This is a genomic window from Azonexus hydrophilus (assembly GCF_001956855.1).
GTDB classification, from domain to species: domain Bacteria; phylum Pseudomonadota; class Gammaproteobacteria; order Burkholderiales; family Rhodocyclaceae; genus Azonexus; species Azonexus hydrophilus_A.
The window spans coordinates 721,334-745,622 of sequence record NZ_MTHD01000002.1 but is presented as its reverse complement, the minus strand read 5'-3'; the positions used below and the strand labels follow the sequence as shown (position 1 = coordinate 745,622).

At 63.8% G+C, this 24,289-nt stretch carries 20 protein-coding genes; 11 read left to right on the top strand and 9 right to left on the bottom strand.

Annotated features, from left to right (window positions below; translation table 11 throughout):
• Window positions 1-112 precede the first annotated feature (112 nt).
• Genes BJN45_RS08145 through dapC form a run of 6 tightly spaced genes read right to left on the bottom strand, consistent with a single transcriptional unit; the run spans window position 113 to window position 6,238 of the window.
• Complete coding sequence (locus BJN45_RS08145; protein ID WP_083651037.1) at window positions 113-979, bottom strand: hypothetical protein; 867 nt, start codon at window positions 977-979, stop codon at window positions 113-115.
• On the bottom strand, window positions 976-1,872 hold the full coding sequence (gene prmB, locus BJN45_RS08140; protein ID WP_076093825.1) for a 50S ribosomal protein L3 N(5)-glutamine methyltransferase: 897 nt from the start codon (window positions 1,870-1,872) through the stop codon (window positions 976-978). The genes BJN45_RS08145 and prmB overlap by 4 nt, the downstream gene beginning before the upstream one ends.
• Window positions 1,869-3,002 (bottom strand): succinyl-diaminopimelate desuccinylase, encoded by a 1,134-nt coding sequence (gene dapE / locus BJN45_RS08135; protein WP_076093823.1) that lies wholly within the window; start codon window positions 3,000-3,002, stop codon window positions 1,869-1,871. The genes prmB and dapE overlap by 4 nt, the downstream gene beginning before the upstream one ends.
• Window positions 2,999-4,186, bottom strand: a complete 1,188-nt coding sequence (locus tag BJN45_RS08130; protein ID WP_076093821.1) for a PilT/PilU family type 4a pilus ATPase — start codon at window positions 4,184-4,186, stop codon at window positions 2,999-3,001. The genes dapE and BJN45_RS08130 overlap by 4 nt, the downstream gene beginning before the upstream one ends.
• A gap of 27 nt (window positions 4,187-4,213) precedes the next feature.
• Window positions 4,214-5,029, bottom strand: coding sequence for a 2,3,4,5-tetrahydropyridine-2,6-dicarboxylate N-succinyltransferase (dapD, locus tag BJN45_RS08125; RefSeq protein ID WP_076093819.1), 816 nt, complete (start codon window positions 5,027-5,029; stop codon window positions 4,214-4,216).
• A gap of 18 nt (window positions 5,030-5,047) precedes the next feature.
• Entirely contained in the window at window positions 5,048-6,238 is a 1,191-nt protein-coding gene (gene dapC, locus BJN45_RS08120) for a succinyldiaminopimelate transaminase (RefSeq protein ID WP_076093817.1), read from the bottom strand.
• A gap of 140 nt (window positions 6,239-6,378) precedes the next feature.
• Here dapC and BJN45_RS08115 point away from each other — a divergent pair, with 140 nt between their 5' ends.
• Both BJN45_RS08115 and BJN45_RS17870 read left to right on the top strand, forming a co-directional pair.
• Window positions 6,379-7,431, top strand: a complete 1,053-nt coding sequence (locus BJN45_RS08115) for a lipid A deacylase LpxR family protein (protein ID WP_076093815.1) — start codon at window positions 6,379-6,381, stop codon at window positions 7,429-7,431.
• A gap of 62 nt (window positions 7,432-7,493) precedes the next feature.
• Window positions 7,494-7,712, top strand: coding sequence for a type II toxin-antitoxin system HicB family antitoxin (locus BJN45_RS17870; RefSeq protein ID WP_076093813.1), 219 nt, complete (start codon window positions 7,494-7,496; stop codon window positions 7,710-7,712).
• On the opposite strand, the gene BJN45_RS08105 is transcribed toward BJN45_RS17870, so the two are convergent.
• Window positions 7,709-8,572, bottom strand: coding sequence for a ParB/RepB/Spo0J family partition protein (locus BJN45_RS08105; protein WP_076093811.1), 864 nt, complete (start codon window positions 8,570-8,572; stop codon window positions 7,709-7,711). The genes BJN45_RS17870 and BJN45_RS08105 overlap by 4 nt on opposite strands.
• 159 nt (window positions 8,573-8,731) lie before the next feature.
• On the opposite strand from BJN45_RS08105, the gene BJN45_RS08100 reads away from it, so the two are divergent.
• From BJN45_RS08100 to BJN45_RS08060, 9 genes are all read left to right on the top strand, one after another.
• A complete protein-coding gene (locus BJN45_RS08100) occupies window positions 8,732-9,586 on the top strand; it encodes a hypothetical protein (RefSeq protein WP_076093809.1) in 855 nt (284 codons plus the stop codon).
• 89 nt (window positions 9,587-9,675) lie between these two features.
• Entirely contained in the window at window positions 9,676-10,704 is a 1,029-nt protein-coding gene (locus BJN45_RS08095) for an amidohydrolase family protein (protein WP_170873051.1), read from the top strand.
• 85 nt (window positions 10,705-10,789) lie between these two features.
• The gene (smc, locus tag BJN45_RS08090) at window positions 10,790-14,299 is read left to right on the top strand and encodes a chromosome segregation protein SMC (RefSeq protein ID WP_076093805.1); all 3,510 of its coding nucleotides are present in this window, start codon (window positions 10,790-10,792) and stop codon (window positions 14,297-14,299) included.
• The gene (locus tag BJN45_RS08085; protein ID WP_076093802.1) at window positions 14,296-15,630 is read left to right on the top strand and encodes a cell division protein ZipA C-terminal FtsZ-binding domain-containing protein; all 1,335 of its coding nucleotides are present in this window, start codon (window positions 14,296-14,298) and stop codon (window positions 15,628-15,630) included. Before smc ends, BJN45_RS08085 begins: the two co-directional genes overlap by 4 nt.
• Window positions 15,630-18,011, top strand: coding sequence for an NAD-dependent DNA ligase LigA (gene ligA, locus BJN45_RS08080; protein ID WP_076093800.1), 2,382 nt, complete (start codon window positions 15,630-15,632; stop codon window positions 18,009-18,011). The genes BJN45_RS08085 and ligA overlap by 1 nt, the downstream gene beginning before the upstream one ends.
• Window positions 18,008-18,877 (top strand): UTP--glucose-1-phosphate uridylyltransferase GalU, encoded by an 870-nt coding sequence (gene galU / locus BJN45_RS08075; RefSeq protein WP_076093798.1) that lies wholly within the window; start codon window positions 18,008-18,010, stop codon window positions 18,875-18,877. The genes ligA and galU overlap by 4 nt, the downstream gene beginning before the upstream one ends.
• The gene (locus BJN45_RS08070; protein WP_205750556.1) at window positions 18,877-19,425 is read left to right on the top strand and encodes a hypoxanthine-guanine phosphoribosyltransferase; all 549 of its coding nucleotides are present in this window, start codon (window positions 18,877-18,879) and stop codon (window positions 19,423-19,425) included. The genes galU and BJN45_RS08070 overlap by 1 nt, the downstream gene beginning before the upstream one ends.
• Complete coding sequence (locus BJN45_RS08065; protein WP_076093794.1) at window positions 19,422-20,117, top strand: class I SAM-dependent methyltransferase; 696 nt, start codon at window positions 19,422-19,424, stop codon at window positions 20,115-20,117. Before BJN45_RS08070 ends, BJN45_RS08065 begins: the two co-directional genes overlap by 4 nt.
• A 1-nt stretch (window position 20,118) precedes the next feature.
• The gene (locus BJN45_RS08060) at window positions 20,119-20,889 is read left to right on the top strand and encodes an S-methyl-5'-thioinosine phosphorylase (RefSeq protein ID WP_076093791.1); all 771 of its coding nucleotides are present in this window, start codon (window positions 20,119-20,121) and stop codon (window positions 20,887-20,889) included.
• Window positions 20,890-20,900: 11 nt separating this feature from the next.
• Here the strand turns inward: BJN45_RS08060 and BJN45_RS08055 are convergent, their stop codons facing one another.
• Together BJN45_RS08055 and map are read right to left on the bottom strand one after the other, a co-directional pair.
• A complete protein-coding gene (locus tag BJN45_RS08055) occupies window positions 20,901-23,459 on the bottom strand; it encodes a [protein-PII] uridylyltransferase (RefSeq protein WP_076093788.1) in 2,559 nt (852 codons plus the stop codon).
• Window positions 23,459-24,259, bottom strand: coding sequence for a type I methionyl aminopeptidase (gene map, locus BJN45_RS08050; RefSeq protein ID WP_076093786.1), 801 nt, complete (start codon window positions 24,257-24,259; stop codon window positions 23,459-23,461). Before map ends, BJN45_RS08055 begins: the two co-directional genes overlap by 1 nt.
• Between the last annotated feature and the right edge of the window lie 30 nt (window positions 24,260-24,289).

Below are 24,289 nucleotides of genomic sequence, written 5' to 3'. Positions count from 1 at the left end.
CTTCGCTGCGCTCGCAATGACGGGGTTGAAGGTGTCATCGCGAGGCGCGAAGCGATATGGCGATCCATGTAGCCGGTACTGGATTGCCGCGCTGCGCTCGCAATGACGGGATTCAGCGGCCGCGGATCGCTTCGCGTCGGGCGAGGCCGAGTTTGCTGGCGCGTTCCATCTTCTGCACGAAGGCCGGGAAGTCGAGGCCGAGGCGGGCGCGTAGTTCCTTGGCGTGATTGTGCAGCCAGCGCCAGCGCGGTTCGAAGTAGCGTTCCTTGAAGGCGTAGAGGATGTGATTGCCGTCGTCGGGGACGGAGATCATGATCGCCTGGTCGTCGAAGACGTGCATGACTTCACCGATCAGCCCGGCGAAACTTTCCTTGTCACCGGCCAGGTTGATGACCAGCACGCCGTTGCCGGAGAGTTTGGCGAAGGCGGCGGTGAGGAACTCGCGGTTGGCCAGCGACGGGGCGAAGCCGGTCTTGTCGAAGGCGTCGATGAGCAGCGCGTCGATGCCTTTTTCAACCTGCTCGATGTATTCGGCGCCATCGGCCTGCAGGATCTGCAGGCGTTCGTCGTCGGGCGGTATGAAGAAAGCGTCGCGCAGCGCGATGACGTCGGGGTCGAGTTCGATGGCGGTGAGCTGCACGCCAGGCAGCCGGCGGTGGCAGAACTTGATGATCGAGCCGCCGCCGAGTCCGATCAGCGCGATGCGCTTCGGTCGCGGATGGAAGAGCAGGAAGCCCATCATCTTCTGCGTGTAGCGCAGCGCCAGGTCGTGCGGGGCCTTCAGCGACATCTCGCTTTGCATCAGGCGGACGTTGAAATACAGGTAGCGCGACTTGCCGTCGTCGATGACGAAGGGTTTCGGGTAGCTTTCGTCGAGCAGCTGCGCGCGCAACTCACCGGCGCGCGCCCATTCGGGTTCGAGCATCAGCACCGTGCCCGTTTCGATTTCGAACGGGCTGGGCAGTTCGTAGAGTTTCAATCCGGCAGATCGCTGGCGCGCAGCATGAAGACGTATTCGTCGCCGGCGGCGGTGTCGAGCCAGGTGAAGGGGAGCGTCGGGAAGGCGGTTTCCAGTGCGTCGCGGTTGTGGCCGATTTCGACGACGAGGATGCCGTCTGCGTTGAGGTGCTTTTTCGCTTTGGCGAGGATGATGCGGGTGAAGTCCAGTCCGTCGTCGCCTGAGCCGAGCGCCATTTCCGGTTCGTGCCGGTATTCCGGCGGCAGCGCGGCAACGGCCTGGGCGTCGACGTAGGGCGGGTTGGAGATGATCAGGTCGTATTTGCGACCGGCCAGCGCCGTGAAGGCATCGGAATGCACCGGGCGAACGCGGCCGACCAGGTGGTAGTCGGCGATGTTGCGCTCGGCTACCTGCAGGGCTTCCTTCGACAGATCGACGGCGTCGACCGTGGCATTGGGGAAGGCCAGCGCGGTCAGGATGGCCAGGCAGCCGGAGCCGGTGCACAGGTCGAGGGCGTTTTCGACGGCCCACGGGTCATCGATCCACGGCGTCAGTTGTTCGTCGAGCAGTTCGGCAATGAACGAGCGCGGCACGATGACGCGGTCGTCGACGTAGAAGCGGTGTTCGCCGAGCCAGGCTTCGTGCGTCAGATAGGCGGCAGGCAGGCGGTCCTGGCAGCGGCGGGTGGTGATGTCGAGCAGGGCGACGCGCTCTTCCGGCAGCAGGCGGGCGTCGAGGAAGGGTTCGAGGCGGTCGAGCGGCAGGTGCAGCGTGTGCAGCGTCAGGTACACCGCTTCGTCCCAGGCGTTGTCGCTGCCGTGGCCGAAGAACAGGCCGGCGGCGTTGAAGCGGCTGACGGCGTAGCGGATGAAATCACGAACCGTGATCAGTTCGGTCTTGGCGGAAACGGTCATTTGAGGAGAATCTGTTCAAGGATGCGGCGATAGATGGCGGAGAGTTTCGACGGTGCGTCGATGGCGATGCATTCGTCGATCTTGTGGCTAGTCGCGTTGGACGGGCCGATTTCCAGCAACTGGTCGCAGATCGGTGCGATGAAGCGGCCATCCGAGGTGCCGCCGGTGGTGGACAGTTCGGTTTCGATGCCGCAGGTTTCGCGGATCGCCGTCATGGCGGCATCGGCGAGCGGGCCACGGCCGGTCAGGAAGGGGCTGGCGCCGAGCGTCCATTTGATCCCGTATTCCAGGCCGTGCCGGTCGAGGATGGCGCACAGGCGCTGCTGCAGGCCTTCCGGCGTGCTGGCGGTGGAGAAGCGGAAATTGAACTTGATTTCGAGTTGACCGGGGACGACGTTGGTCGCGCCGGTGCCGCCGTGGATGTTGGAGATCTGCCAGGTGGTCGGCGGGAAGTATTCGTTGCCCTGGTCCCACTCGGTCGCCGCCAGTTCGGCGATCGCCGGTGCCGCCTGGTGGATCGGGTTGCGGCCCTTTTCCGGGTAGGCGATGTGGCACTGGATGCCCTTGATCTCGAGTACGCCGGACAGCGAGCCGCGGCGGCCGTTCTTGATCATGTCGCCGAGCGTGTTGACCGAGGTCGGTTCGCCGATGATGCAGTAATCCAGGCGCTCGCCGCGCGCCTTGAGGGCTTCGACGACGGCAACGGTGCCGTCGTTGGCATCGCCTTCTTCATCGGAAGTGAGCAGGAAAGCGAGCGAACCGGGGTGCGCCGGATGGGCGGCGACAAAGGCTTCTGTTGCGGTCAACGCGGCGGCAACGCCGGTTTTCATGTCGGCAGCACCACGGCCGTAGAGCTTGCCGTCGCGGATTTCGGGGGCGAACGGCGGGCTGGTCCATTTGTCCAGCGGCCCGGTCGGCACGACGTCGGTATGGCCGGCGAAGACGAACAGCGGGGCGCTGCTGCCGCGGCGTGCCCACAGGTTGCGGGTGCCGTTGCGGTCGAGGAATTCGAGGGTGAAGCCGATGGCAGCCAGGCGGGCGCCAAGGATGTCCATGCAGCCGGCGTCATCCGGCGTCACGGACGGGCAGGCCATGATCTGGCGTGCCAGTTCGAGGGTGGGGTCGGTCATTGCGGTGTGTCTTCGTCGTCGGCAAGGCTGAGCTGGAATTCCTTGAACGAGGCACCGCCTTCATTGGTGCTGTCGAATTCCAGGCTGATGTCGGTCTTCTTTTCTTCCTTGCCGTTGTTGGCATTGAATTCAGAATTGTTGATCAGCCAGGACAGGTTGGTAGGCGAGTCGGCATTGGCCAGCGCTTCGTCCAGCGTGATGACGCCTTCGTGGTAGAGCTTGAACAGGTCCTGCTCGAAGGTTTGCGAGCCCGGCGCCAGCGTCTGCTCCATCGCGTCCTTGATGCCCTGGACTTCGCCGCGCTCGATCAGTTCGCTGATGTGGCGCGTGTTGAGCATGATCTCGCAGGTCGGCACGCGCTTGCCTTCCGGTTTCTTGACCAGGCGCTGGGAAACGATGGCGCGCAGGGCGACCGACAGGTCGAGGAACAGTGCCGGCCGGTTCTCCAGCGGGAAGAAGCTGATGATCCGGTTGAGCGCGTGGTAGGAGTTGTTGGCGTGCAGCGTGGCCAGGCACAGGTGGCCGGTTTGCGCGTAGGAAATGGCGGCCTGCATGGTGTCGCGGTCGCGGATTTCGCCGATCAGGATGCAGTCCGGCGCCTGACGCATGGCATTCTTCAGCGCTGTGCCCCAGTCGTGGGTATCCATGCCGATTTCACGCTGGTTGACTACCGATTTCTTGTGCTTGAACAGGAATTCGATCGGGTCTTCCACCGTCAGGATATGGCCGGTGCGCGTTGCGTTGCGGTAGTCCAGCATCGAGGCGATGGTGGTCGACTTGCCTGATCCGGTGGCGCCGACGATCAGGATCAGCCCGCGCTTTTCCATGATCAGTTCGCCGAGCAGCGAGGGCAGGCCGAGCGAGTCCAGCGGCGGGATGTTGCCGAGAATGAAGCGGACGACGATGCCGATCGAGCCGCGCTGGCGGAACAGGTTGATACGGAAATTCCCTACCTGTGGCACACCGAACGAGAGGTTCATCTCGCTGGTGGCTTCGAAGGTCTTGAGCTGGTCCGGCGACATCAGTTCGTAGGCGATCTTGTCGATCATGTCCGGCATCATCACCTGCTGGTTGACCGGCATGGTGGTGCCCTGGATCTTGATGTGGATCGGCGCACCGGCGGAGATGAAGATATCCGACGCCTGCTTTTCCGACATCAACTGGAACAGTTTGTCGAGGATCATGACAAGACCTTCGTGGCTAGGGTGGGCTTACGGGCGCAGCAGTTCGTTGATGCTGGTCTTCGACCGGGTCTGCGCGTCGACCTTCTTGACGATGATCGCGGCGTACAGGCTGTACTTGCCACCGTCCTTCGGCAACGAACCCGAGATCACGACCGAGCCCGGCGGAATGCGGCCGTAGCTGATTTCGCCGGTTTCGCGGTCGTAGATCGGGGTGCTCTGGCCGATGTAGACGCCCATCGAGATGACCGAATTTTCACCGACGACGACGCCTTCGACGACTTCCGAACGGGCGCCGATGAAGCAGTTGTCTTCGATGATGACCGGGCCGGCCTGGATCGGTTCGAGCACGCCGCCGATGCCGACGCCACCCGACAGGTGCACGTTCTTGCCAATCTGCGCGCAGCTACCCACCGTGGCCCAGGTGTCGACCATCGTGCCTTCATCGACGTGGGCGCCGATGTTGACGTAGGAGGGCATCAGCACACAGTTCTTCGCGATGAACGAACCCTTGCGCGCGAAGGCGCCCGGCACGACGCGGAAGCCGCCGGCCTTGAACTGTTCTTCGGTCCAGCCCTGGAACTTGGTGTCGACCTTGTCGTAGAAACGAATCTCGCCGGCTTCCTGGACGCGGTTGTCGCGCGTGCGGAAGGACAGCAGCACAGCCTTCTTGGCCCACTGGTTGACGACCCATTCGCCATTGACCTTCTCGGCGACGCGCAGCTTGCCGCTATCGAGGTCGCCGATCACCGATTCGATGATCTTGATCGCATCGGTCGATTGGGTGGTCAGCTCGGTGCGCTTTTCCCAGAGTTCGTCAATGGTGGCTTGCAGCGGATGGCTCATGTGGGTTCTCTCTTTTGTTTACAGTTGTTGGGTGAATTCACGGATGCGACGGGTCGCCTCGAGGCATTCGTCGAGCGATGCGACCAGTGCGATACGGATGAAGCCGGCGCCGGGATTGATGCCGTTGACCTCGCGGCCAAGGAAGCTGCCGGGCAGCACCACGACATTATAGTGTTCGAGCAGGCCGCGGGCGAACTCGGTGTCCGGGATCGGTGTCTTCGCCCACAGATAGAAGCCGGCGTCCGGCATGGCGGTGCCGAGCACTTCGGCGATCTGCGGCGTGCACGCGGCGAACTTCTCGCGGTACTGGTCGCGGTTGTCGAGTACGTGGTCTTCGTCGTTCCAGGCCGCCACTGAAGCGCTTTGTACCGGCGGTGCCATGGCGCAGCCATGGTAGGTGCGGTAGAGCAGGAATTTCTTCAGGATCTTCGCGTCGCCGGCAACAAAACCGGAACGCATGCCCGGCACGTTGGAGCGCTTGGACAGGCTGGAGAACATCACCAGCCGCTCGAACGAGCGACCGAGCAGCTTCGCCGCCTGGAGGCCGCCGATCGGCGGATTGGCTTCGTCGAAGTAGATTTCCGAGTAGCACTCGTCGGAAGCGATGATGAAACCGTATTTGTCGGACAGTTCGAACAGGGTTTTCCAGTCGGCCAGCGACAGCACCTTGCCGGTCGGGTTGCCGGGTGAGCAGACGTAGAACAGCTGGACGCGTGCCCATTCCTCTGCCGACAGCGCCGCGTAGTCAAAGGCAAAATCGTTGTCGGGCAGGTTGTTGAGGAAGCGCGGTTCGGCGCCCGACAGGTAGGCGGCGCCTTCGTAGATCTGGTAGAAGGGGTTCGGGCTGACGATCAGCGGCACGTAGCCACGGCTCGGATCGATCACTGTCTGGGCGAAGGAGAAAAGTGCCTCGCGCGAGCCGTTGACCGGAAGAATCTCGGTTTCCGGGTCAAGGAATATCTCGTAGCGGCGGTCACACCACTTGGCGATGGCCTGGCGCAGGGTCGGCACGCCTTGTGTCGTCGGATAGTTGGCCAGGCCTTTCAGGCCGCCAGCCAGCGCATCAATGATGAACTGCGGCGTCGCGTGCTGCGGCTCGCCGATGGACAGCTTGATTTCCTTGTATTGCGGATTCGGGGTGACGCCGGCGAACAGGGCGCGCAGCTTTTCAAAGGGATAGGGCTGGAGTTGGGCGAGATGCGGATTCACGAGTTTGCTTGGTCAATCGAAAAAAGGATTATCGCCGAAATCGGCTGGACAGGGATGGCGACAAAAGGGATGGCACGGCGATGTTGTCTCTGCAATGACCGGGGGTGGTTACAATGATCAGGTCCGTCATGAGGTTTTCCATGTTGCCATCCACTCCGCAGGTTTTTTACGCCGCCGCCATCGCGCTGCTGGCAACTGCCGCATTACCGCTCTCGGCAGAGGAGTGTCCCGACCGCAGGAACTGGGCTGTCGCCTTGCGCGTGGATAACGACCTGTTTGGCGGTCGCGGCCAGGATCAGGGGTACAGCAATGGTTTGCAGGTCACGGCAGTCTCGCCGAATATTGCCAATTACCGGGATGATCCCTGTCTGTCGCTGGCGGCCCGCAGCCTGAACGGCTATCTCGACTGGCTGCAACCGGGGGCTTTCAGCCGGCGCAACATGGTCGTCAGCATGCAGCACGCGCTGTACACACCCGCCGACAAGACGGCGGTGAATGTCCTGCCGGATGACCGGCCCTATGCCGCCGCGCTGTTGTTCAGCGTCGGTTACAACGCCCGCGAGGGCAACAGCCTGCGCGCCAGTCATCTGCGTCTGGGTGTGGTCGGGCCGGCGGCGTACGGGCAGGAAGTCCAGGATGCCTGGCACAAGCTGATTGGGGTCAGTCGATTCAAGGGGTGGGACAATCAGTTGCACAACGAACCGGTGTTCCAGTTCGTCCATGAACGGTTGCAGAAACACGTCTTCGCCCCGCCGTCGGGGGCAGGCCTGGGGCAGGATTTCATCTGGCATTGGGGTGGTGCGCTGGGCAATTTCGGCACGCACGTCAATGCGGGTTTCGAATGGCGTCTCGGCTGGCGTCTGCCTGACGACTTCGGTAGTGCGCCGTTGCGTCCGGCCGGCGAGAACGCGGCGCCGCGAACGGGCGCTGGCGTCGATCAGGGCTGGGGCGGCCATTTGTTCGTCAATATGGACAGTCGCTGGGTCTTGCGCGACATCACGCTGGACGGCAATACCTTCCGTTCCAGCCACCATGTGGACAAGAAGAAGTTCGTCTCCGACCTCGGGTTCGGCCTGGCCGTCACGTACGACAACTGGAAGTTCGCCCTGGCGCGTTATTTCCGGACCCGGGAATTTGACGAACAGCGCGAGCGCCCGGTGTACGGCAGCTTCACCATCGGGCGGCGCTTCTGACTTGCCGCCTCCCGGAGGCTGGCCGATAATCCGCGACTTTCGTTTTTTTGCCGCTATCTGCCATGAACGACGCCAAACGTTTCACGATCAAATACGAAGTTTACCCTGAGGACGGAATGTTCATCGCCCGTTGTGCCGACCTGGACATCGTCAGCGACGGGGAAACCGATGCCGAGGCCGTGGCCAACCTGCGCGAGGCGATCGAGCTCCATTTCGAACGCAATGCCGAAGCAGCGATCATGGCAGCCGAGCGCGAGCTGGCCGAAAACGACGAAGACTAGCCGGCGTCAGCACTTTTCAGTGCCAGGAATTCGTCGATCAGACGGACCAGGATTTCTTCCTCGTCGCCGTCGCTGAGGCCGAGCAATTCCGCCACTTTCCTGACCTTGCCCGGATTGACCCGGCTGCGCGGGGTGGCTGGTACGGATTCAGCTTCCCAGGGCGGCGTCGCACTACCTGCTTCGATCACGGCAACATCCGGCGCATCGGCCTTGCGGCGGCGGCTGGTTTCGGCAATTGCGCGGTCGACGAGCTTTTTCGCGGTTTTTTCACCTTCCGGCAATTGCTCGATTTCATCGATCAGCGATTCGGCGCGGGCTTCGTCCTTTTTCGCCAGTTTTTCGATTTTCAGCGCGGTGCCGGTACTCGAAATCTTGCCGGTTTCGAGCAGGGTGCTGACTTTCTCAGACAGATTGGCGGCGGCGGTGGCCTGATTCAGCCAGGTTGGCGGCCGGGCGAAGTGTTCGGCGGCGGCTTCGGTGTTTTCGAAACGGGTGGCGATGGCCTGAATGGCGCCGGCCATGTCGCGCGGTTCCAGCGCGCTGCGCACGCCCAGACCCATGTTCTCGAACACCTGAACTTCCAGCGCGGCGTCGGCGGCGCAATCGCGGATCACCACCGGTACGGCGGTTTCACCGGCCAGCAGCGCGGCCTGCCGGCGACGTTCGCCGGCAATCACCGTGTACCGGCCAGCGGCGGCCGGGCGGACGACGATGGGATGGATCAGGCCCATCTTGCCGATCGAGTTGACCAGGCCCTTCAGGCTGTCGGCCTCGATGTTGCGGCGCGGATGCCCGGCGTCGGGCAGGAGCAGGGCGGGATCGACGATCTGGAATTGGGCCGGGCTGTTCTTGAAGGTCATGGGTGTTTCTTGATGAGGTGTGTCGGGCGGCCGCAGCATGGTCGGCGAGGGGGCAGCATGGTCGTTCCTTTCGTGACTTTTTTCAAGTCCGGTGCATTCCGGATGGCATGAGCCTTGCTGTAAGCGGTCATCAGAATTGCACTTCGAGGGAGCTTGTCCATGTTGTCGATTACACGTGTGCAGGGAAGTACCGATCTTTTCCGCAGTCTGGCGACGCAGCGCGCGGCAGCGGTCGCGCCGGTGGCTGCGGCGGCAGCGAGCAGCGCTGACAGCGTGACCATCTCCGCGGCAGCGCGGGAGGCGCAAAAAAATGACGCAGCGGCAAAAACGACCGGCATTCCTTTGCCGCAGGCGGTCAGGGAATGGTTCACCAAGGATTTCCCGGCCGATGTCATCGATGAGGCGATGAGTCGTCTGGCGGCCAACAAGGCGCAGGGCGTGCTGGGTGGCGACGGTCCGCTGGGCTTGCCCCTGCTGCCGGAAAACCAGGCCCTGCTCGACGGCTTTCGCGAGGAAATGCGCAGTTTGTCGGCCAATGGGCACGCCAACATGGACAGCGAGCAGTCGGCCCGTTTCAACCTGCTGATGAATCTCGGCATGCGCGTGCAGATGGTGGGCTGGAAGGCGCCGATGAGCGAAGCCGATGTGCAGCGGGAATTCGACGTCAGCAACGCGATGGCCCGCCTCGGCCATGAAAACCCCGACTTGCTGCCGGAGGTTGTCGAGGAGCCAGTGCCCGACACGAAGATCATCGACATCAATGCGCAGTCGGTGCCGTCGGTCTGGCAGGAGCGCTGGGCGGCCGCCGGCCTGGAGATGCCGGAACCCACCATTTCTCCGCAACGCTCGCTGTGGCTGCAGATGGCTACGGCGGCGGGGTTCAGCGAAGACGAATTCATGACGACGGTGCGCGATCTCGGCCAGCGTCTGGCCGGCCATGATCTGACCCGTGCCGTCGAAAGCCTCATCTCCGTGCGTTACGGTGAATTGCTGGCAGAGGAAGAAAACGCTTGAGTACCTGAACGATCGTACGGCCCTGATTTTCAGATAGCCCGGCAAGCGCTAGGATGTGCCGACCATTATTGCGGTCGACCGGGGAAAAGATGAATATTCGAACTCTGTTTCTGACTTTGCTGATCGGTGTCTCCATACCGGCAGCGGTATCGTCTGCCGAGATGATCGATACCCACATGCATTTCCAGCTGGCACCGACGCGCGATCCCGAGGGGTCGCTGCGCACCGCGCTGGCGATCATGGACAAGCACGGCATCGGCCGTTCCCTGCTGATGCCGCCGCCGATCGTCAGCGCCAGCGCCAGAACCTACTACGACATTGATGACATGGCCTTTGTCGTTCGTCAGCATCCGCAGCGTTTTGCGCTGCTTGGCGGTTCTCGTCTGAACATCATGATCCACGAAACGCCGGCAGCGTCTGTCGATGCGGCGAAGAAGGCCAGCTTCCGGGCGCAGGCCGACGCCGTGGTCGCTGCGGGGGCAGTGGGTTTTGGCGAGATCGCGATTCATCATGTATCGATTCCGGCGATGGGCAGTCAGCATGCCTACGAATCGGTGCCTGCAGACCATCCGCTGTTGCTGCAACTGGCCGATATCGCCGCCGAGTTGAATATGCCGGTTGACCTGCATTTCGATCTGGTGCCGGAAGACATGCCGCTGCCGGAAGTGCTGCGCCCCAATCCGCTGAACCCGGCGAAGCTGGAGGCCAACGCCGAGCCCTTCAAGCGCTTTCTCGCCCATAACCGGCAAGCGAAAATCATCTGGTCGCACGTTGGCTTCGAACCTTTGCTGAACCGGCAGCCAAAGCGGGTGGCTGCATTGCTTGATGCCTTTCCCAACCTGTACATGAGTTTCCGCCTCAATCGAGGCGGGCCGAATCCAGCGGCGGCGATCGACCCGGAAGGGAAGCTGAAGGCGCAATGGCAGGAACTGATCCTGCGTTATCCCGAGCGTTTCATGCTGGGGAGCGATTCGTTTTACGACCATAACGGGATCAGTCGGGGAAGCAGCGAGGAGGGCTTGGCGAACTTGCGCATGCTGGTCGAGTCCTTGCCGGAGCCGGTCAGGAGCGCCGTGGCATCAGGCAATGCGGTCAGGCTTTATCGCCTGGACCGGTAAGTTGCCGCGGCGCCGGGGATCAGCGGCGACGATGCTATCATACGGCCCCCAATGAGGCGGGCATGTCGTCCCGCCGTGACCGCGCATGCGCCTGACCAAACTCAAACTCGCCGGCTTCAAGTCTTTCGTCGATCCGACCTCCGTTTCCCTGCCCGGGCAACTGGTCGGCGTCGTCGGGCCGAACGGTTGCGGTAAGTCCAACATCATGGACGCCGTGCGCTGGGTGCTGGGCGAGTCGAAGGCGTCCGAATTGCGCGGCGAGTCGATGATGGACGTCATCTTCAATGGCTCGAGCAACCGCAAGCCGGTGTCGCGCGCCTCGGTCGAACTGATCTTCGAGAACCTGCTCGGCCGGGCGCTTGGTCAGTGGTCGCAGTACACCGAGCTATCGGTCAAGCGGACGCTGACGCGGCAGGGCCAGTCGGACTATTTCATCAACAACCTGAAGGTCCGGCGCAAGGACATCACCGACCTGTTCCTCGGCACCGGGCTGGGGCCGCGCGCTTATGCGATCATCGGCCAGGGCATGATCGCGCGCATCATCGAGGCGCGCCCGGACGACCTGCGCGTCTTCCTCGAAGAAGCAGCCGGCGTCACCCGTTACAAGGAACGGCGCAAGGAAACGCAGGGGCGGCTTGAAGACACCCGGGAAAACCTGCTGCGCGTCGAGGACATCCGCCAGGAACTCGGTCACCAGATGGAGCGGCTGGAGTCGCAGGCCGAGGTGGCGCGGCGCTATCACGCGCTGAACGAGCAACTGGTGCAGCGCCAGCAGTTGCTGTGGCTGTTGAAGAAGCGCGAAGCCGAGGCCGAGCGCCAGCGCCTGGCGCTGGAAGTCGAGCGGGCGACGACCGAACTGGAAGCGCAGAGCGCTGCGTTGCGCGAAACCGAGGCACGAGCCGAGGAAACGCGCGAGGCGCACTTTGCCGCCGGCGACGCGCTGCACAACGCGCAGAGCGAGATGTACGCGGCCAATGCCGAAGTCGCGCGGCTCGAAGCGGAAATCCGTCATCGGCGCGAATCGCGCAGCCAGCTGGAAGCGCGGCTGGTGCAGCTGGAGGACGAACTCGCCCACTGGACGCAAAATGCCGAAAAACTTGCGGTCGACCGCGAGAAATGGGAAGAAACCCAGGAAATCACCCGGCTGCGCGTCGATGAAGCCGAGGAGCGCCTGCACGCGCAGATGAACCTGGCGCCGCAGGTCGAGGAAGATCACGCGCAGGCGCAGGACGAACTGCAGCGCTTGAAGACGCGCACGACCAACGGCGAGCAGAAGCTGGAAGTCGAACTGACCAACAAGGCCCACGCCCAGCGCGCGCTGCAGGCGATCATCCAGCGGCGCGAACGGTTGCGCGACGAAACCTTTGGCGACGCGCCGGACGAGCTGGCGGTGGCCGAGAAGGAAGAAGAACTCGAACTGCTGCGTGAGGAACTGGCCGGCGACCAGGAACACCTGCAGCAATTGCAGGAAGAAATCCCGCAACTCGACAGCAAACGCAAGGCGGTGCAGGGCGAGCTGCAGCGGCTGGAGCGTGAACTGGCCGCCGGTCAGGCGCGCCGGGCTGCGCTCGAACAGATGCAGGCGAAGACGCAAGCGGCCGGCAAGCTGCCGGAATGGCTGCGCCGCCACGACCTGGAGAACGCGCCGCCGTTGTGGCAGCAGATCCATGTCGAAGCCGGCTGGGAAGAGGCGGTCGAAGCGGTGCTGCGCGAGCGCTTGTCGGCAATCGCCTGCGACGATCCGGCCAAGCTCGACGCCTGGCTGCACGACCGGCCGGAAGCGCGGCTGTCGGTGATGCTCGGCAATTCTGCGGTCGACGGGCGGGGGAGCACAAATTCGACTGCAGAAACGCTGCTTGATCGTGTGCGCAGCGATGATCAACGGGTACGCGCCGCGCTCGCCGACTGGCTGGGCAGCGTGCGTACCGCCGAGACGCTGGCGGCGGCGCTGGTGATGCGCGAGGCCTTGCCGCCCGGCGGCGTCATCGTCACCCGCGGCGGCGACCTGCTGACGCGCGGCAGCGTCACCTTCTTTGCTCCGGATCAGGGCGAACACGGCCTGCTCGAACGCCAGCGCGAGATCGAAGCGCTGGCCGAGGGTATCGCGCTGGCCGAGGAACGCAGCGAAAGCCTGCGCGAGCAGGCGGAAATGTTCGACGAGCAGTTCTCCGACAAGCAGGAAGAAATCGACGAAACCCGCCAGTACGTCACCGACCGCCAGCAGCGCGTGCATCACGTCCAGCTCGAAGTGCTGAAGCTGTCGCAGGCGCTGGCCCGCTACAACGAGCAGAAGGAGCGCATCGCCGAGCAGCTGGCCGAACTGGCCGAGGAAGAAGAGGGCGAGCGCGAACGCGAGATGGCGGCCGACGAGCGCATCGAGGAAATCCGCGACGGTCTGGGCCGTATCCGCGTGCTGGTTTCCGGTGCCCAGTCACGGCTCGACGAGTGCGAGCGTGCCGTGCGCGCCGAACGCGAGCGCAACGCCGATCTCGACCGGGCGCTGCGCGAGGCGCAGTTTTCGGCGCGCGAAGCCGAAGGCAAGCTGCAGGACATCTTCGCCCAGCAGGCGCTGGCGCAGCGTGAGCTGACGCGCATCGAACGCGACCGCGCCGCCTGCGCCGAGCAGGTCGAAGCGGCGCCGGCCGACATCATGGAAGAACAGTTGCAGCAGGCGCTGGAAGCCCGGCAGGCGGCGGAAAAGGCGCTGGCCGCCCGGCGCGACGCGCTGGAATCGGCGACCAATGCACTGCGCGGTTTCGAGGAACAGCGCCTGCGCATCGAACAGGGCCTGGAACCCTTGCGCGTGCGCATCGGCGACCTCAAGCTGAAGGAGCAGGCGGCGGCGCTGAGCACCGAGCAGTTTGCCCAGCAATTGCTCGAAGCCGGTGCCGACGAGGCCGCGCTGGCCCCGGAAATCGGCAATGCCAGGCCGGCCAGCCTGCAGGGCGAAATCACCCGGCTCGGCAATGCCATCGCCGAACTCGGTGCGGTCAACATGGCGGCGCTGCAGGAACTGGATACCGCGACCGAGCGCAAGGGCTACCTCGACATGCAGGCGGCCGACCTGAACGAGGCGATGGAAACGCTGGAAAATGCCATCCGCCGCATCGACCGCGAAACCCGCGATCTGCTGAAAAACACCTTTGATACGGTCAACGGCCATTTCGGGCAACTTTTCCCGGAACTGTTCGGTGGCGGTCGCGCCGAACTGGTGATGACCGGTGAGGAAATCCTCGATGCCGGCGTGCAGGTCATCGCCCAGCCGCCGGGCAAGAAGAATTCAACCATTCACCTGCTGTCCGGCGGCGAAAAGGCGCTGACGGCCATTGCGCTGGTATTCTCGATGTTCCAGTTGAATCCGGCGCCGTTCTGCCTGCTCGACGAGGTGGATGCGCCGCTGGACGACTCGAATACCGAGCGTTTTTGCAGTATGGTTAAAAAGATGTCCGGAAATACACAGTTCCTGTTTATTTCCCATAATAAAATCGCGATGGAAATGGCCGAACAACTGGTCGGCGTCACCATGCAGGAATCCGGGGTATCACGCGTGGTGGAAGTGGATATCGAAGAAGCCTTGAAGATGAGGGATGCGTGACTGAACTTCAATACGGACTGATCGGCCTGGGGGGGCTCGCGATTGCGGGCGTCGTGGCTTACAACAAGTGGCAGGAATACCGGCATCGCAAGGTGGCGGAATCCGTGCTGACGCCGCATCACGAGGATGTGCTGCTCAATGGCGTGCCGAGGCCGCCGGCGCCGGCCGCGCCGGAGCGCGAGGAGCGGCTGCAGGAACGGGTCGAACCGGTGTTCGCGTTTGACGAGCCGCCGGCTGCCGAAGTACAGGAATTCACGGCGACGCCTGTATTGGCCGAGGAGCTTGCCGTTGCCGATGTACCGGATGAAGCTGTCGCCTTCGCGCCGGCGCCGGCATTCGTAGCAGAACCCGAGCCGGAACCCGAACCCGAACCGGAGGCTGTTTTCGCCGCGCCAGTCGCGCCGGAAATCCTGCCTCCACCAGTGCCTGCGCCAGCCATGCCCCCCGCCGCCGCCGCAACGACGGTGCGCCAGGAGCCATTGGCCGAACTTCCACCGGATGAGGCGCCGATCGAGTTGCTCGATCCGCGCATCGAATTCATCGTTGCCATGGAACTGGTCGAGCCGGTTTCGTCGCGCCAGATACTGCAATCGCAGCGCGATGTCCTGCATCGTCTGGGCAAGCCGGTGCATTGGGTAGCTTTCAACGAGCGCAAGCGCGAGTGGGAGCGCCTGCGTTTCGACAGCGAGGTGCAGGTGCGCCGGTTGCGTGTCGGCCTGCAACTGGTCAACCGGCTGGGGCCGGTGTCCGACGGCGATCTGGCGATGTTCACCGGCGCCATGCACGCACTGGCCGACGAACTGATGGCGGTGGCCGACATGCCGCCGTCGCGGGTGCTTGACCGGGCGGCGGAAATCGACCGCTTCTGTGCTGCGGTCGACCTCGAAATCGGCCTGAATCTGGTCAGTCGCGGCGTTGCCTTTCCCGGTACCAAGATCCGCGCGCTGGCTGAAGCTGCCGGCATGGTGCTTGGGCTGGACGGCCTGTTCACCCGTTACGACGATGACGGCCGGCCGCAGTTCAGCCTGCAGAATTACGAAAGCACGGCTTTCTCCGCCGACAGCCTGCGTACATTGACGACCCATGGCCTGACCTTCCTGCTCGATGTGCCGCGCGTCGATCACGGCGAGCGGGTGTTCATGCAGATGACCGAACAGGCGAAGCGCTTTGCCGACACCCTGCAGGGCACGCTGGTCGACGACAACCGTCATCCGCTCGGCGAATCCCAGCTTGATCACATCCGTCGTGAATTCATCGGCAAGCCACAGGCGACGATGCAGACTTTCGGTCTGCCGGCCGGTTCGCCGCAAGCCCTGCGACTGTTCTCCTGATGGCAGTTGGCAACAGCGAACGCGCAGCCTGGCTGCGCGCCGAGATCGAACGCCATAACCAGGCGTATTACGTCGACGACGCACCGAGTATTCCGGACGCCGAATACGACGCCCTGTTCCGCGAACTGCAGGCGCTGGAAAATGCGCATCCCGAGCTGTTGACCGCAGATTCGCCGACGCAGCGCGTCGGCGGCAAGCCGCTGGCGCAGTTTGCACCGGTGGTGCACGACGTGGCGATGCTGTCGATCCAGACCGAGACCGATACCGGATCGAGCGGCGCATTGAACTTCGACGCGCGCGTTCGCCGCGAACTGGAGCTGGGCGAGGGCGCGCCACCAATCGAATACGCCGCCGAACTGAAGTTCGATGGCCTGGCGATCAGCCTGCGCTACGAGCACGGCGTGCTGGTGCGCGGTGCGACGCGTGGCGACGGTGCCACCGGCGAGGACGTCACGCAGAACCTGCGCACGCTGCGCCAGATTCCGCTGCGTCTGAGCGGCGCCATGGGTGAAATCCCAGCGCTGCTGGAAGTGCGCGGCGAGGTCTACATGCGCCGCGACGACCTGGAAAAATACAATGCTGCTGCCGCTGCACGCGGCGACAAGACGCTGGTCAATCCACGCAATGCTGCGGCTGGCAGCATCCGCCAGCTGGATTCGGCGATCGCCGCCAGCCGGCCGCTGAAATTCTTCGCCTACGGCATTGGTGCGGTCGACGGCTGGAATCAACCCAAAACCCACGCCGGCATGCTCGACGCGCTGGCCGCCTTCGGTCTGCCGGTCTGCGAGCATCGCGCGGTGGTGCTCGGCGGCGAGGCACTGGCCGGCTTCCACCAGCGCATCGCGGCGCTGCGTGACAGCCTGCCTTTCGACATCGACGGCGTGGTATACAAGGTCAATTCGCTGGATCTGCAGCGGCGCCTCGGCTTTCGCTCGCGCGAGCCGCGCTGGGCGGTGGCGCACAAATATCCGCCGCAGGAAGCGTTGACCGTGGTCGAAGCGATCGACATCCAGGTCGGCCGCACCGGCGCGCTGACGCCGGTGGCGCGGCTGAAGCCGGTATTCGTCGGCGGTGTCACGGTGACCAATGCCACCTTGCACAACGCCGACGAGGTCGCGCGCAAGGGCGGGCTGTGCATCGGCGATACGGTGATTGTCCGCCGCGCTGGTGATGTCATCCCCGAGGTGGTCGGTGTCGTCGCCGAACGCCGGCCGGTCGATGCGCGGCCCTTCGTCATGCCCGACGCCTGCCCGGTCTGCGGCGCGCACACGGTGCGCGAGGAGGGCGAGGCGGCAACCCGTTGCTCCGGCGGTTTCTCGTGCCGCGCCCAGCGCACCCAGGCGATCCTGCATTTCGCCGGGCGCCGGATGATGGATATCGATGGCCTGGGCGACCGCTACATCGAGCGTCTGGTCGAGTTCGAATACGTGCATGGTGTCGCCGACCTTTACCGGCTGACGCTGGACGACCTGCTCGAAATGAAACGACGCGCCGACGAACGCGACGGCACCGTGCCGGAGACCGTCAAGGCCGGGCAGGTGACAACGCGCTGGGCGGAGAACCTGCTCGCCGGCATCGCAGCGAGCAAGACACCGAAGCTAGCCCGTCTGCTGTTCGCACTGGGCATCCGCCATGTCGGCGAAACGACGGCAAAGACGCTGGCCGACTGGCTTGGCAGCATGGAGCGCGTCCGTTGTGCGCCAGAGCCGCTGCTGGCAGTGCTGCCGGATATCGGCGCAACGGTGGCGGCGGCGATTGCCGATTTCTTTGCCGAACAGCGCAATCTCGACGCCGTCGATGCGCTGTTCGCCGCCGGTGTTGCGCCGGTGGACGAACATCCACCGCACCCCGGGCTGGCCGAACGTCTGGCCTGGAGCGAGCTCTACGCGGCGCTCGGCGTCGCCCGCCTGACGCCGGTGCGCGCCCGCCAGCTGGCGGCCGTTGCCGACGGCGCCGCGCTGGCCAATGGCTCGGTCGATGCGGCGACGCTGTCGGGTGCCGGCATGCCCGGCGAGGTCATCGATGCACTGTTTGCCTGGTTGCAGTTGCCGGGCAAGCGTGGCCTGCTGGCAGCGGTGGCGAAGCGCCGTGGTGAATTGCTGGCGGCGTTGCCGCAAACGCCGGCAGGCACCCGGGTTTCGCCGCTGGCCGGCAAGACCTTCGTGCTGACCGGCACGCTGCCGACCCTGAAACGCGATGACGCCAAGGCAATGATCGAAGCGGCCGGCGGCAAGGTTTCAGGTTCGGTATCAAAGAAAACAGATCATGTCGTTGCCGGCGAGGAAGCCGGCTCCAAGCTGGACAAGGCGCGCGAATTGAACGTCAGCGTGCTTGATGAGGCCGGCTTGCTGGCATTGTTGAATCAGGGAGAAAATGAATGAGAAAAGTCAGGAAAGCCGTCTTTCCGGTCGCTGGCATGGGGACCCGTTTCCTGCCGGCAACCAAGGCCAGTCCGAAGGAAATGCTGCCGATCGTCGACAAGCCGTTGATCCAGTATGCCGTCGAGGAAGCGGTGGCGGCCGGGATTACCGACATGATCTTCGTCACCGGCCGTTCCAAACGGGCCATCGAGGACCATTTCGACAAGGCCTACGAACTGGAATCCGAGCTGGAGGCGCGTGGCAAGCACGAGATGCTTGAGTTCGTGCGCAACATGATTCCGCGCGACATCAACTGCATCTACATCCGCCAGCAGGAAGCGCTCGGGCTCGGACACGCGGTGCTGTGCGCCAAGCCGGTGATCGGCGACGAGCCGTTTGCGGTGTTGCTGGCGGACGACCTGCTCGACGGCAGTACGCCGGTGCTGAAGCAGATGACCGATGTCTATGATTACTACCGCTGCTCGGTACTCGGCGTGCAGGATGTGCCGCGTGCCGATACGCGCAGCTATGGCATTGTCGATGCCCGGCGCGTGGCCGACCGGCTGGAGCAGGTGAATGCGATCGTCGAGAAGCCGAAGCCGGAAGATGCGCCGTCCACGCTGGCCGTGGTTGGCCGCTACATCCTGACGCCGCGCATCTTTCATCATCTGGAGAGCGTCAGGCCCGGCTCCGGCGGCGAGATCCAGTTGACCGACGGCATCGCCTCGCTGCTCGATGAGGAACAGGTGCTGGCTTATCGTTACGATGGCGTGCGTTATGACTGCGGCTCGAAACTCGGCTATCTGAAGGCGACGATGGTTTTTGGTCAGCGTCATCCGGAAGTCGGCGCCGAATTCACGGCGTATCTCAATAACAGGGAGGCATGATGGATACACAACAAGCGCGGGCCATGCTGGCCGATGCCGATCTGATTCATTCCGAACAGGCTGTCCAGGCGGCGCTCGACAAGGTTGCCGACGAGATCAGGCAACGCCTGGCGGAAAGCTATCCGCTGGTATTGTGCGTGATGACCGGCGGCGTGGTCTTTTGCGGTCAACTGCTGGCCAAGCTCGATTTTCCGCTCGATTTCGATTACCTGCACGCGACGCGTTACGGGCCGGAAACCCAGGGCGGCAAGATTTCCTGGCGGACGGCGCCGTGGACGCCGGTCAAGGATCGCACGGTGCTGGTCGTCGACGACATTCTCGACGAGGGCGTGACGCTGGCGGCCGTCAAGGAAAGCCTGCTGCGCATGGGCGCCAGCGAGGTGCTGACGGCGGTTTTCGCCGACAAGCTGAATGGCAGGAACAAGCCGCTGGCAGCCGATTTCGTCGGCCTGGCGGTGCCGGATCGTTTCGTCTTCGGTTACGGCATGGATGCCGGCGGCGCCTGGCGCAATCTGCCGGCGATCTACGCGAAAAAGGAAGCTGCGTGAGCGAAGGCTCGGTTGCCGGGTTTCTCGGCTACTGGACGGCAGAGGGTGAAGCCTACGCCCGCGCCGGTGATTACGCGTGGATGGCATCACTGGTGCCGGGCACGCGGGTGCTGGAAATCGGCTGTGGTCCGGGTTTCGGCAGCGAAGCGCTGCTCGCGCGCGGGTTGTCGGTGCTGGTTCTCGATCATCTCGCCGAATGCCTTGAGCTGGCGCGTGGCCGTGCCGCCGCCGCCAGCTTCCTGCAGGCCGACGTCAGTGCGCTGACGGCCGGGCAACTGGCGCAGATCGAGGCATTCGCCCCGGAAACCGTCGTCTGCTGGCTGCTTGGCGCACCAGCCGAAATGACCGGGGCGACGCCGGTCGACGGCGGTCGGGCGGTGGTTGCCTACCGCGAACGCATTCACCGGGCGGTCGCCGAACTGGCGGCCAGCCTGCCGGGCGTGCGCGCCCTGCATCTCGTCGACCGCACGGCGATTCCCTGGCAGGCCAAGGATATTGGTCGCGATACCCTGGTCCGTTATCATCTCGAAAAAACCCTGTCCGGGCTGCCGTTTACCGCAACACGCGGCAACGCGCTGTACCGCAAGCTGGGCGACACCATCGCCAGCGCAGGACAGGTGCATCAATCCCGCCCCGCGCTCAGGCACGTGGTACCAACGCTGGCTTCACTGCTGGCCATCCGGAGTCAATAACATGCTGGCAATCATTGGCGGCAGCGGTCTGACGACCCTGTCCAATCTCGACGTTTCCCATCGCGAAGTTGTCCGTACCCCGTTCGGCGAGCCCTCGGGCGCGCTGGTCTTCGGCCAGATCTGCGGCAAACCGGCAGTCTTCCTGCCGCGCCATGGCTACGGCCACAGCATTCCGCCGCACATGGTCAATTACCGCGCCAACCTGTGGGCGCTGCACCACCACGAAGTCACCGGCATCATTTCCGTGGCTTCGGTCGGCGGCATCCGTGCCGACCTGCAGCCGGGCGACATCGTGCTGCCGGACCAGATCATCGATTACACCTGGGGTCGCAAGTCGACCTTCTTCGACGGCGTCGGCTCGCCGGTGACCCATGTTGATTTCACCGACCCCTACGATGCCGATTTGTCCCGGCGCATAGCCGAGGCGGCCAGCGGTTTGAGCATTCCGGTGAAGATCGGCAGCGTTTATGCCGCCACGCAGGGGCCGCGTCTCGAATCAGCGGCGGAGATCAACCGCCTGGAACGCGACGGCGCCGACATCGTCGGCATGACCGGCATGCCGGAAGCGGTACTGGCGCGCGAACTGGGCGTGCCGTATGCGGCCATCAGCGTCATCGCCAACCATGCGGCAGGGCGTGGCAGCAGCGCCAACGGCATTCATTTTGAAAGCCTGGAGCATGTGCTGCACGAAGCCATGGGCCGTGTCCGCGCCGTCATCGAGCGCGTCGTCGGCTGCCAGGACGCCTGCCTGCCGCTGGGGATGTCGGTCTGAGGCCGCTGGCCTCAGACTTTCATGCGTTCGATCAGGTCGGTTTCCAGGCGGATGCGCTGGTTGGTATCGCGCAGGTCGCCGCCGCTGATCAGGAAAACGTCTTCCGCCCGTTCGCCGAGCGTGGCGATCTTGGCGGTGTGCAGCTCGGCACCGTGTTCGGCCAGTGTCCGGGCGACGGTGTAGAGCAGGCCGGGGCGGTCGGCGGCGGTCAGCGACAGGACGAAGTGTGTGCCTTTCTCGTCGCCGCGGATGCTGACTTCCGGCTTGATCGGGAAGTGCTTGACCTGGCGTGACAAGCGGCCGGCCGACGGCACCTCCGGCGGTAGCTGGTGCTGCAGGCGTTCTTCCAGTTCGTGCTCGATGTAGGCAAGCATTTCGCGGTTGTGGTCGCGCTTTTCCACGTCGAGCAGGATGAAGCTGTCGAGCGCGTAACCGTGTGCGGTGGTGTGGATCTTGGCATCGACGATGCTGTAGCCGGCACGGGCGAAAAAGCCGACCAGCCGGGCAAACAGATCATGTTGGTCCTGCGTGTACACCATCACCTGCAGGCCGACGCCGTCCTGCCACATGCGGGCACGGACGACCGGCTGGTTGTTGTAGATGCGGTAGTGCAGCGAGCGCGTGTGCCAGGCGATTTCCTCGGCCGAGTGGCGCAGGAAATAGACGGTATCGAGCTGCTTCCACAGACGTTCGTGCACGGTGTCGGAAAGCGCGAAGAAGCGCAGCAGGCGCATTGCCTCGGCCTGGCGCTCGGCAATGATGCCATGTGCGACCGGGGCTTCGTCCTGCGCCAGGAAGTGCTGGGTCTGCAGATAAAGGTCGGCCAGCAGCTTGCCTTTCCACTGGTTCCAGACTTTCGGGCTGGTACCGCGGATGTCGGCATGGGTCAGCAGGTAGAGTGCCTGCAGGTGGCGGACGTCGCCGACCAGACCGGCAAATTTGTCGATGACTTCCGGATTGCTCAGGTCTTCCTTCTGGGCAATCTGCGACATGACCAGGTGCTGGCGGACCAGCCACACCACCAGTTCGGTGTCTTCTGCGGTCAACCCGTGGTTTTCGCAAAATTCGCGGGCGTCGGTCATGCCCTTCACCGAGTGGTCGCCACCGCGTCCCTTGGCGATGTCATGGAAGAGGGCGGCAATGTAGAGCAGCCAGGGGCGTTCGAATTCGTTGATGATGCGCGAGCACAGCGGGTACTCGTGAGCGAACTCGCTCATCGTGAACCGGCGCAGGTTGCGCAGCACCTGCAGGATGTGCTGATCGACGGTGTAGACGTGGAACAGGTCGTGCTGCATCTGGCCGACGATGCGGCCGAAGTTCGGCAGGTAGGCGCCGAGGATGTCGAGCTGGTTCATCCGCCGGAATTCATGGACGATGCCGCGCTCGCTCTGCAATAGCTTGAGGAACATTGCCCGGTTGGCCGGATCGGCCCGGAAGGCGTCGTCGATGCGCTCGCGGGCCAGCCACAGCGAACGCAGTGTCGGTGCCGTCATGCCCTGCAATTCGGAGTTTTCCTGCATGATCAGGAAGGCGTCGAGTACCAGTCCGGGTTCACGTTCGAACAGGCTTTCGTCACGCACATCGAGCAGGTTGCCGACGATCTGGAAGTGCTCGTCGAAATCCTGCGGGCGTTGCAGGTTTTCCGGCGCCAGCGCGGCGCCCATGTTCTGCAGGACGATGGTGTTGAGCAGCGTCAGGCCCTTGGCATTGCGGTAATAGGCCTGCATCAGCTGTTCCGAGGCGCGCTTGGACTCGTTGTCGGCATAGCCGTAACGACCGGCCAGGTTGGCCTGGTAGTCGAAGAGCAGGCGGTCTTCGCGGCGGCCGGCAAGGAAGTGCAGGCGGATGCGCAGGTGGCGCAGGAACTCCTCGAAGCGCTTGCCCAGCGAGACGCCTTCTTCCGACATCACGCCGTCAACGCCGAGTTCGTCCCAGGTGTCACCGTAACCGGCGGCCTTGGCGATCCAGAAGATGACCTGCAGGTCGCGCAGGCCGCCCGGCGATTCCTTGATGTTCGGTTCCAGGCTGTAGGGCGTTTCGTTGTAGCGCAGGTAGCGGTCCTGCTGCTCCAGTCGCTTGGCTTCGAAAAAGCCGAGCGGGTCGAGGTTGCCGAACAGCCGCTTGCGGAAGGTGGTGAACAGCTTCTCGCTGCCGGTCAGCAGGCGGGCTTCGAGCAGGGCGGTCTGGACGGTGATGTCGCCGGCAGCCTCGTTCAGGCATTCCGGAATGGTGCGCACGCTGTGGCCGATTTCCAGGCCGATATCCCAGAAGTGTCCGACCAGGCGTTCCAGCTTGGCTTCGGTGGCGGCACTGGCGGCTTGCGGCAGCAGGATCAGCAGATCGATGTCGGAGGATGGGTAGAGTTCGCCACGGCCGTAGCCGCCGACGGCGGCCAGGGCTGCCGAGGCGGGGAAATCGAAGGCATTCCACAGGCGGCAGAGGATGTCGTCGACGTCGGCGCTGCGCTGGCGGAGCAGGGCGTTGGCATCGTTGTCTTCGAGGTAGCGGGCCTGCAGAACGGCCTGGCGGGCCTTGATTTCTGCCCGCAGCGCGGCAACGTCGACGCTCATCAGGCGATCCAGTCCGGCTTCGGCCGGCTGCCCGCCGACAGGGTCATGATCTCGTAGCCGGTTTCGGTGACCAGCAGGGTATGTTCCCACTGTGCCGACAGGCTGCGGTCCTTGGTGACGATGGTCCAGCCGTCGGACATTTCGCGGATCGCCGCCTTGCCGGCGTTGATCATCGGTTCGATGGTGAACATCATGCCGGCTTCCAGCTTGATGCCGGTGCCGGCCTTGCCGTAATGCACGACCTGCGGGTCTTCGTGAAACTTGGCGCCGATGCCGTGGCCGCAGAATTCGCGGACCACCGAGTAACCGTTGTTCTCGGCATGTTTCTGGATGATCGCGCCGATATCGCCGAGATGCGCGCCGGGCTTGACCACCGAGATGCCCAGCCACATGCATTCAAAGGTGATCTGACACAGCCGTTTGGCCTGGATCGAACCTTCGCCGACGATGAACATGCGGCTGGTGTCGCCGTGGTAACCGTCCTTGATCGTCGTGATGTCGAGATTGACGATGTCGCCGTTCTTCAGGACGCGGTCGCTGGGGACGCCGTGGCAGACCTGCTGGTTGATCGAGGTGCAGATCGATTTCGGGTACGGATCGTAGCCGGATGGCGCGTAGTTGAGCGGAGCGGGAATGCAGTTCTGCACATCGACCATGTAGTCGTGGCAGAGCTTGTCGAGTTCCTCGGTGGTGACCCCTGGCTTGACGAAGGGTTCGATATAGTCGAGAACCTCGGCGGCGAGGCGCCCGGCGACGCGCATTTTCTCGATTTCTTCCGGCGTCTTGATCGTGATGCTCATGGCTGTTCTTGGTGCGTTGCGAAATGGGAA

Coding starts and splice junctions, on each gene's coding strand:
- dapD (WP_076093819.1), bottom strand. CDS start 5,029: ATGAGCCATCCGCTGCAAGCCACCATTGACGAACTCTGGGAAAAGCGC.
- BJN45_RS08105 (WP_076093811.1), bottom strand. CDS start 8,572: ATGACCTTCAAGAACAGCCCGGCCCAATTCCAGATCGTCGATCCCGCC.
- BJN45_RS17870 (WP_076093813.1), top strand. CDS start 7,494: ATGAACGACGCCAAACGTTTCACGATCAAATACGAAGTTTACCCTGAG.
- BJN45_RS08130 (WP_076093821.1), bottom strand. CDS start 4,186: ATGATCCTCGACAAACTGTTCCAGTTGATGTCGGAAAAGCAGGCGTCG.
- BJN45_RS08070 (WP_205750556.1), top strand. CDS start 18,877: ATGGATACACAACAAGCGCGGGCCATGCTGGCCGATGCCGATCTGATT.
- prmB (WP_076093825.1), bottom strand. CDS start 1,872: ATGACCGTTTCCGCCAAGACCGAACTGATCACGGTTCGTGATTTCATC.
- smc (WP_076093805.1), top strand. CDS start 10,790: ATGCGCCTGACCAAACTCAAACTCGCCGGCTTCAAGTCTTTCGTCGAT.
- map (WP_076093786.1), bottom strand. CDS start 24,259: ATGAGCATCACGATCAAGACGCCGGAAGAAATCGAGAAAATGCGCGTC.
- BJN45_RS08055 (WP_076093788.1), bottom strand. CDS start 23,459: ATGAGCGTCGACGTTGCCGCGCTGCGGGCAGAAATCAAGGCCCGCCAG.
- dapE (WP_076093823.1), bottom strand. CDS start 3,002: ATGACCGACCCCACCCTCGAACTGGCACGCCAGATCATGGCCTGCCCG.
- BJN45_RS08115 (WP_076093815.1), top strand. CDS start 6,379: ATGTTGCCATCCACTCCGCAGGTTTTTTACGCCGCCGCCATCGCGCTG.
- BJN45_RS08060 (WP_076093791.1), top strand. CDS start 20,119: ATGCTGGCAATCATTGGCGGCAGCGGTCTGACGACCCTGTCCAATCTC.
- BJN45_RS08100 (WP_076093809.1), top strand. CDS start 8,732: ATGTTGTCGATTACACGTGTGCAGGGAAGTACCGATCTTTTCCGCAGT.
- galU (WP_076093798.1), top strand. CDS start 18,008: ATGAGAAAAGTCAGGAAAGCCGTCTTTCCGGTCGCTGGCATGGGGACC.
- ligA (WP_076093800.1), top strand. CDS start 15,630: ATGGCAGTTGGCAACAGCGAACGCGCAGCCTGGCTGCGCGCCGAGATC.
- BJN45_RS08095 (WP_170873051.1), top strand. CDS start 9,676: ATGAATATTCGAACTCTGTTTCTGACTTTGCTGATCGGTGTCTCCATA.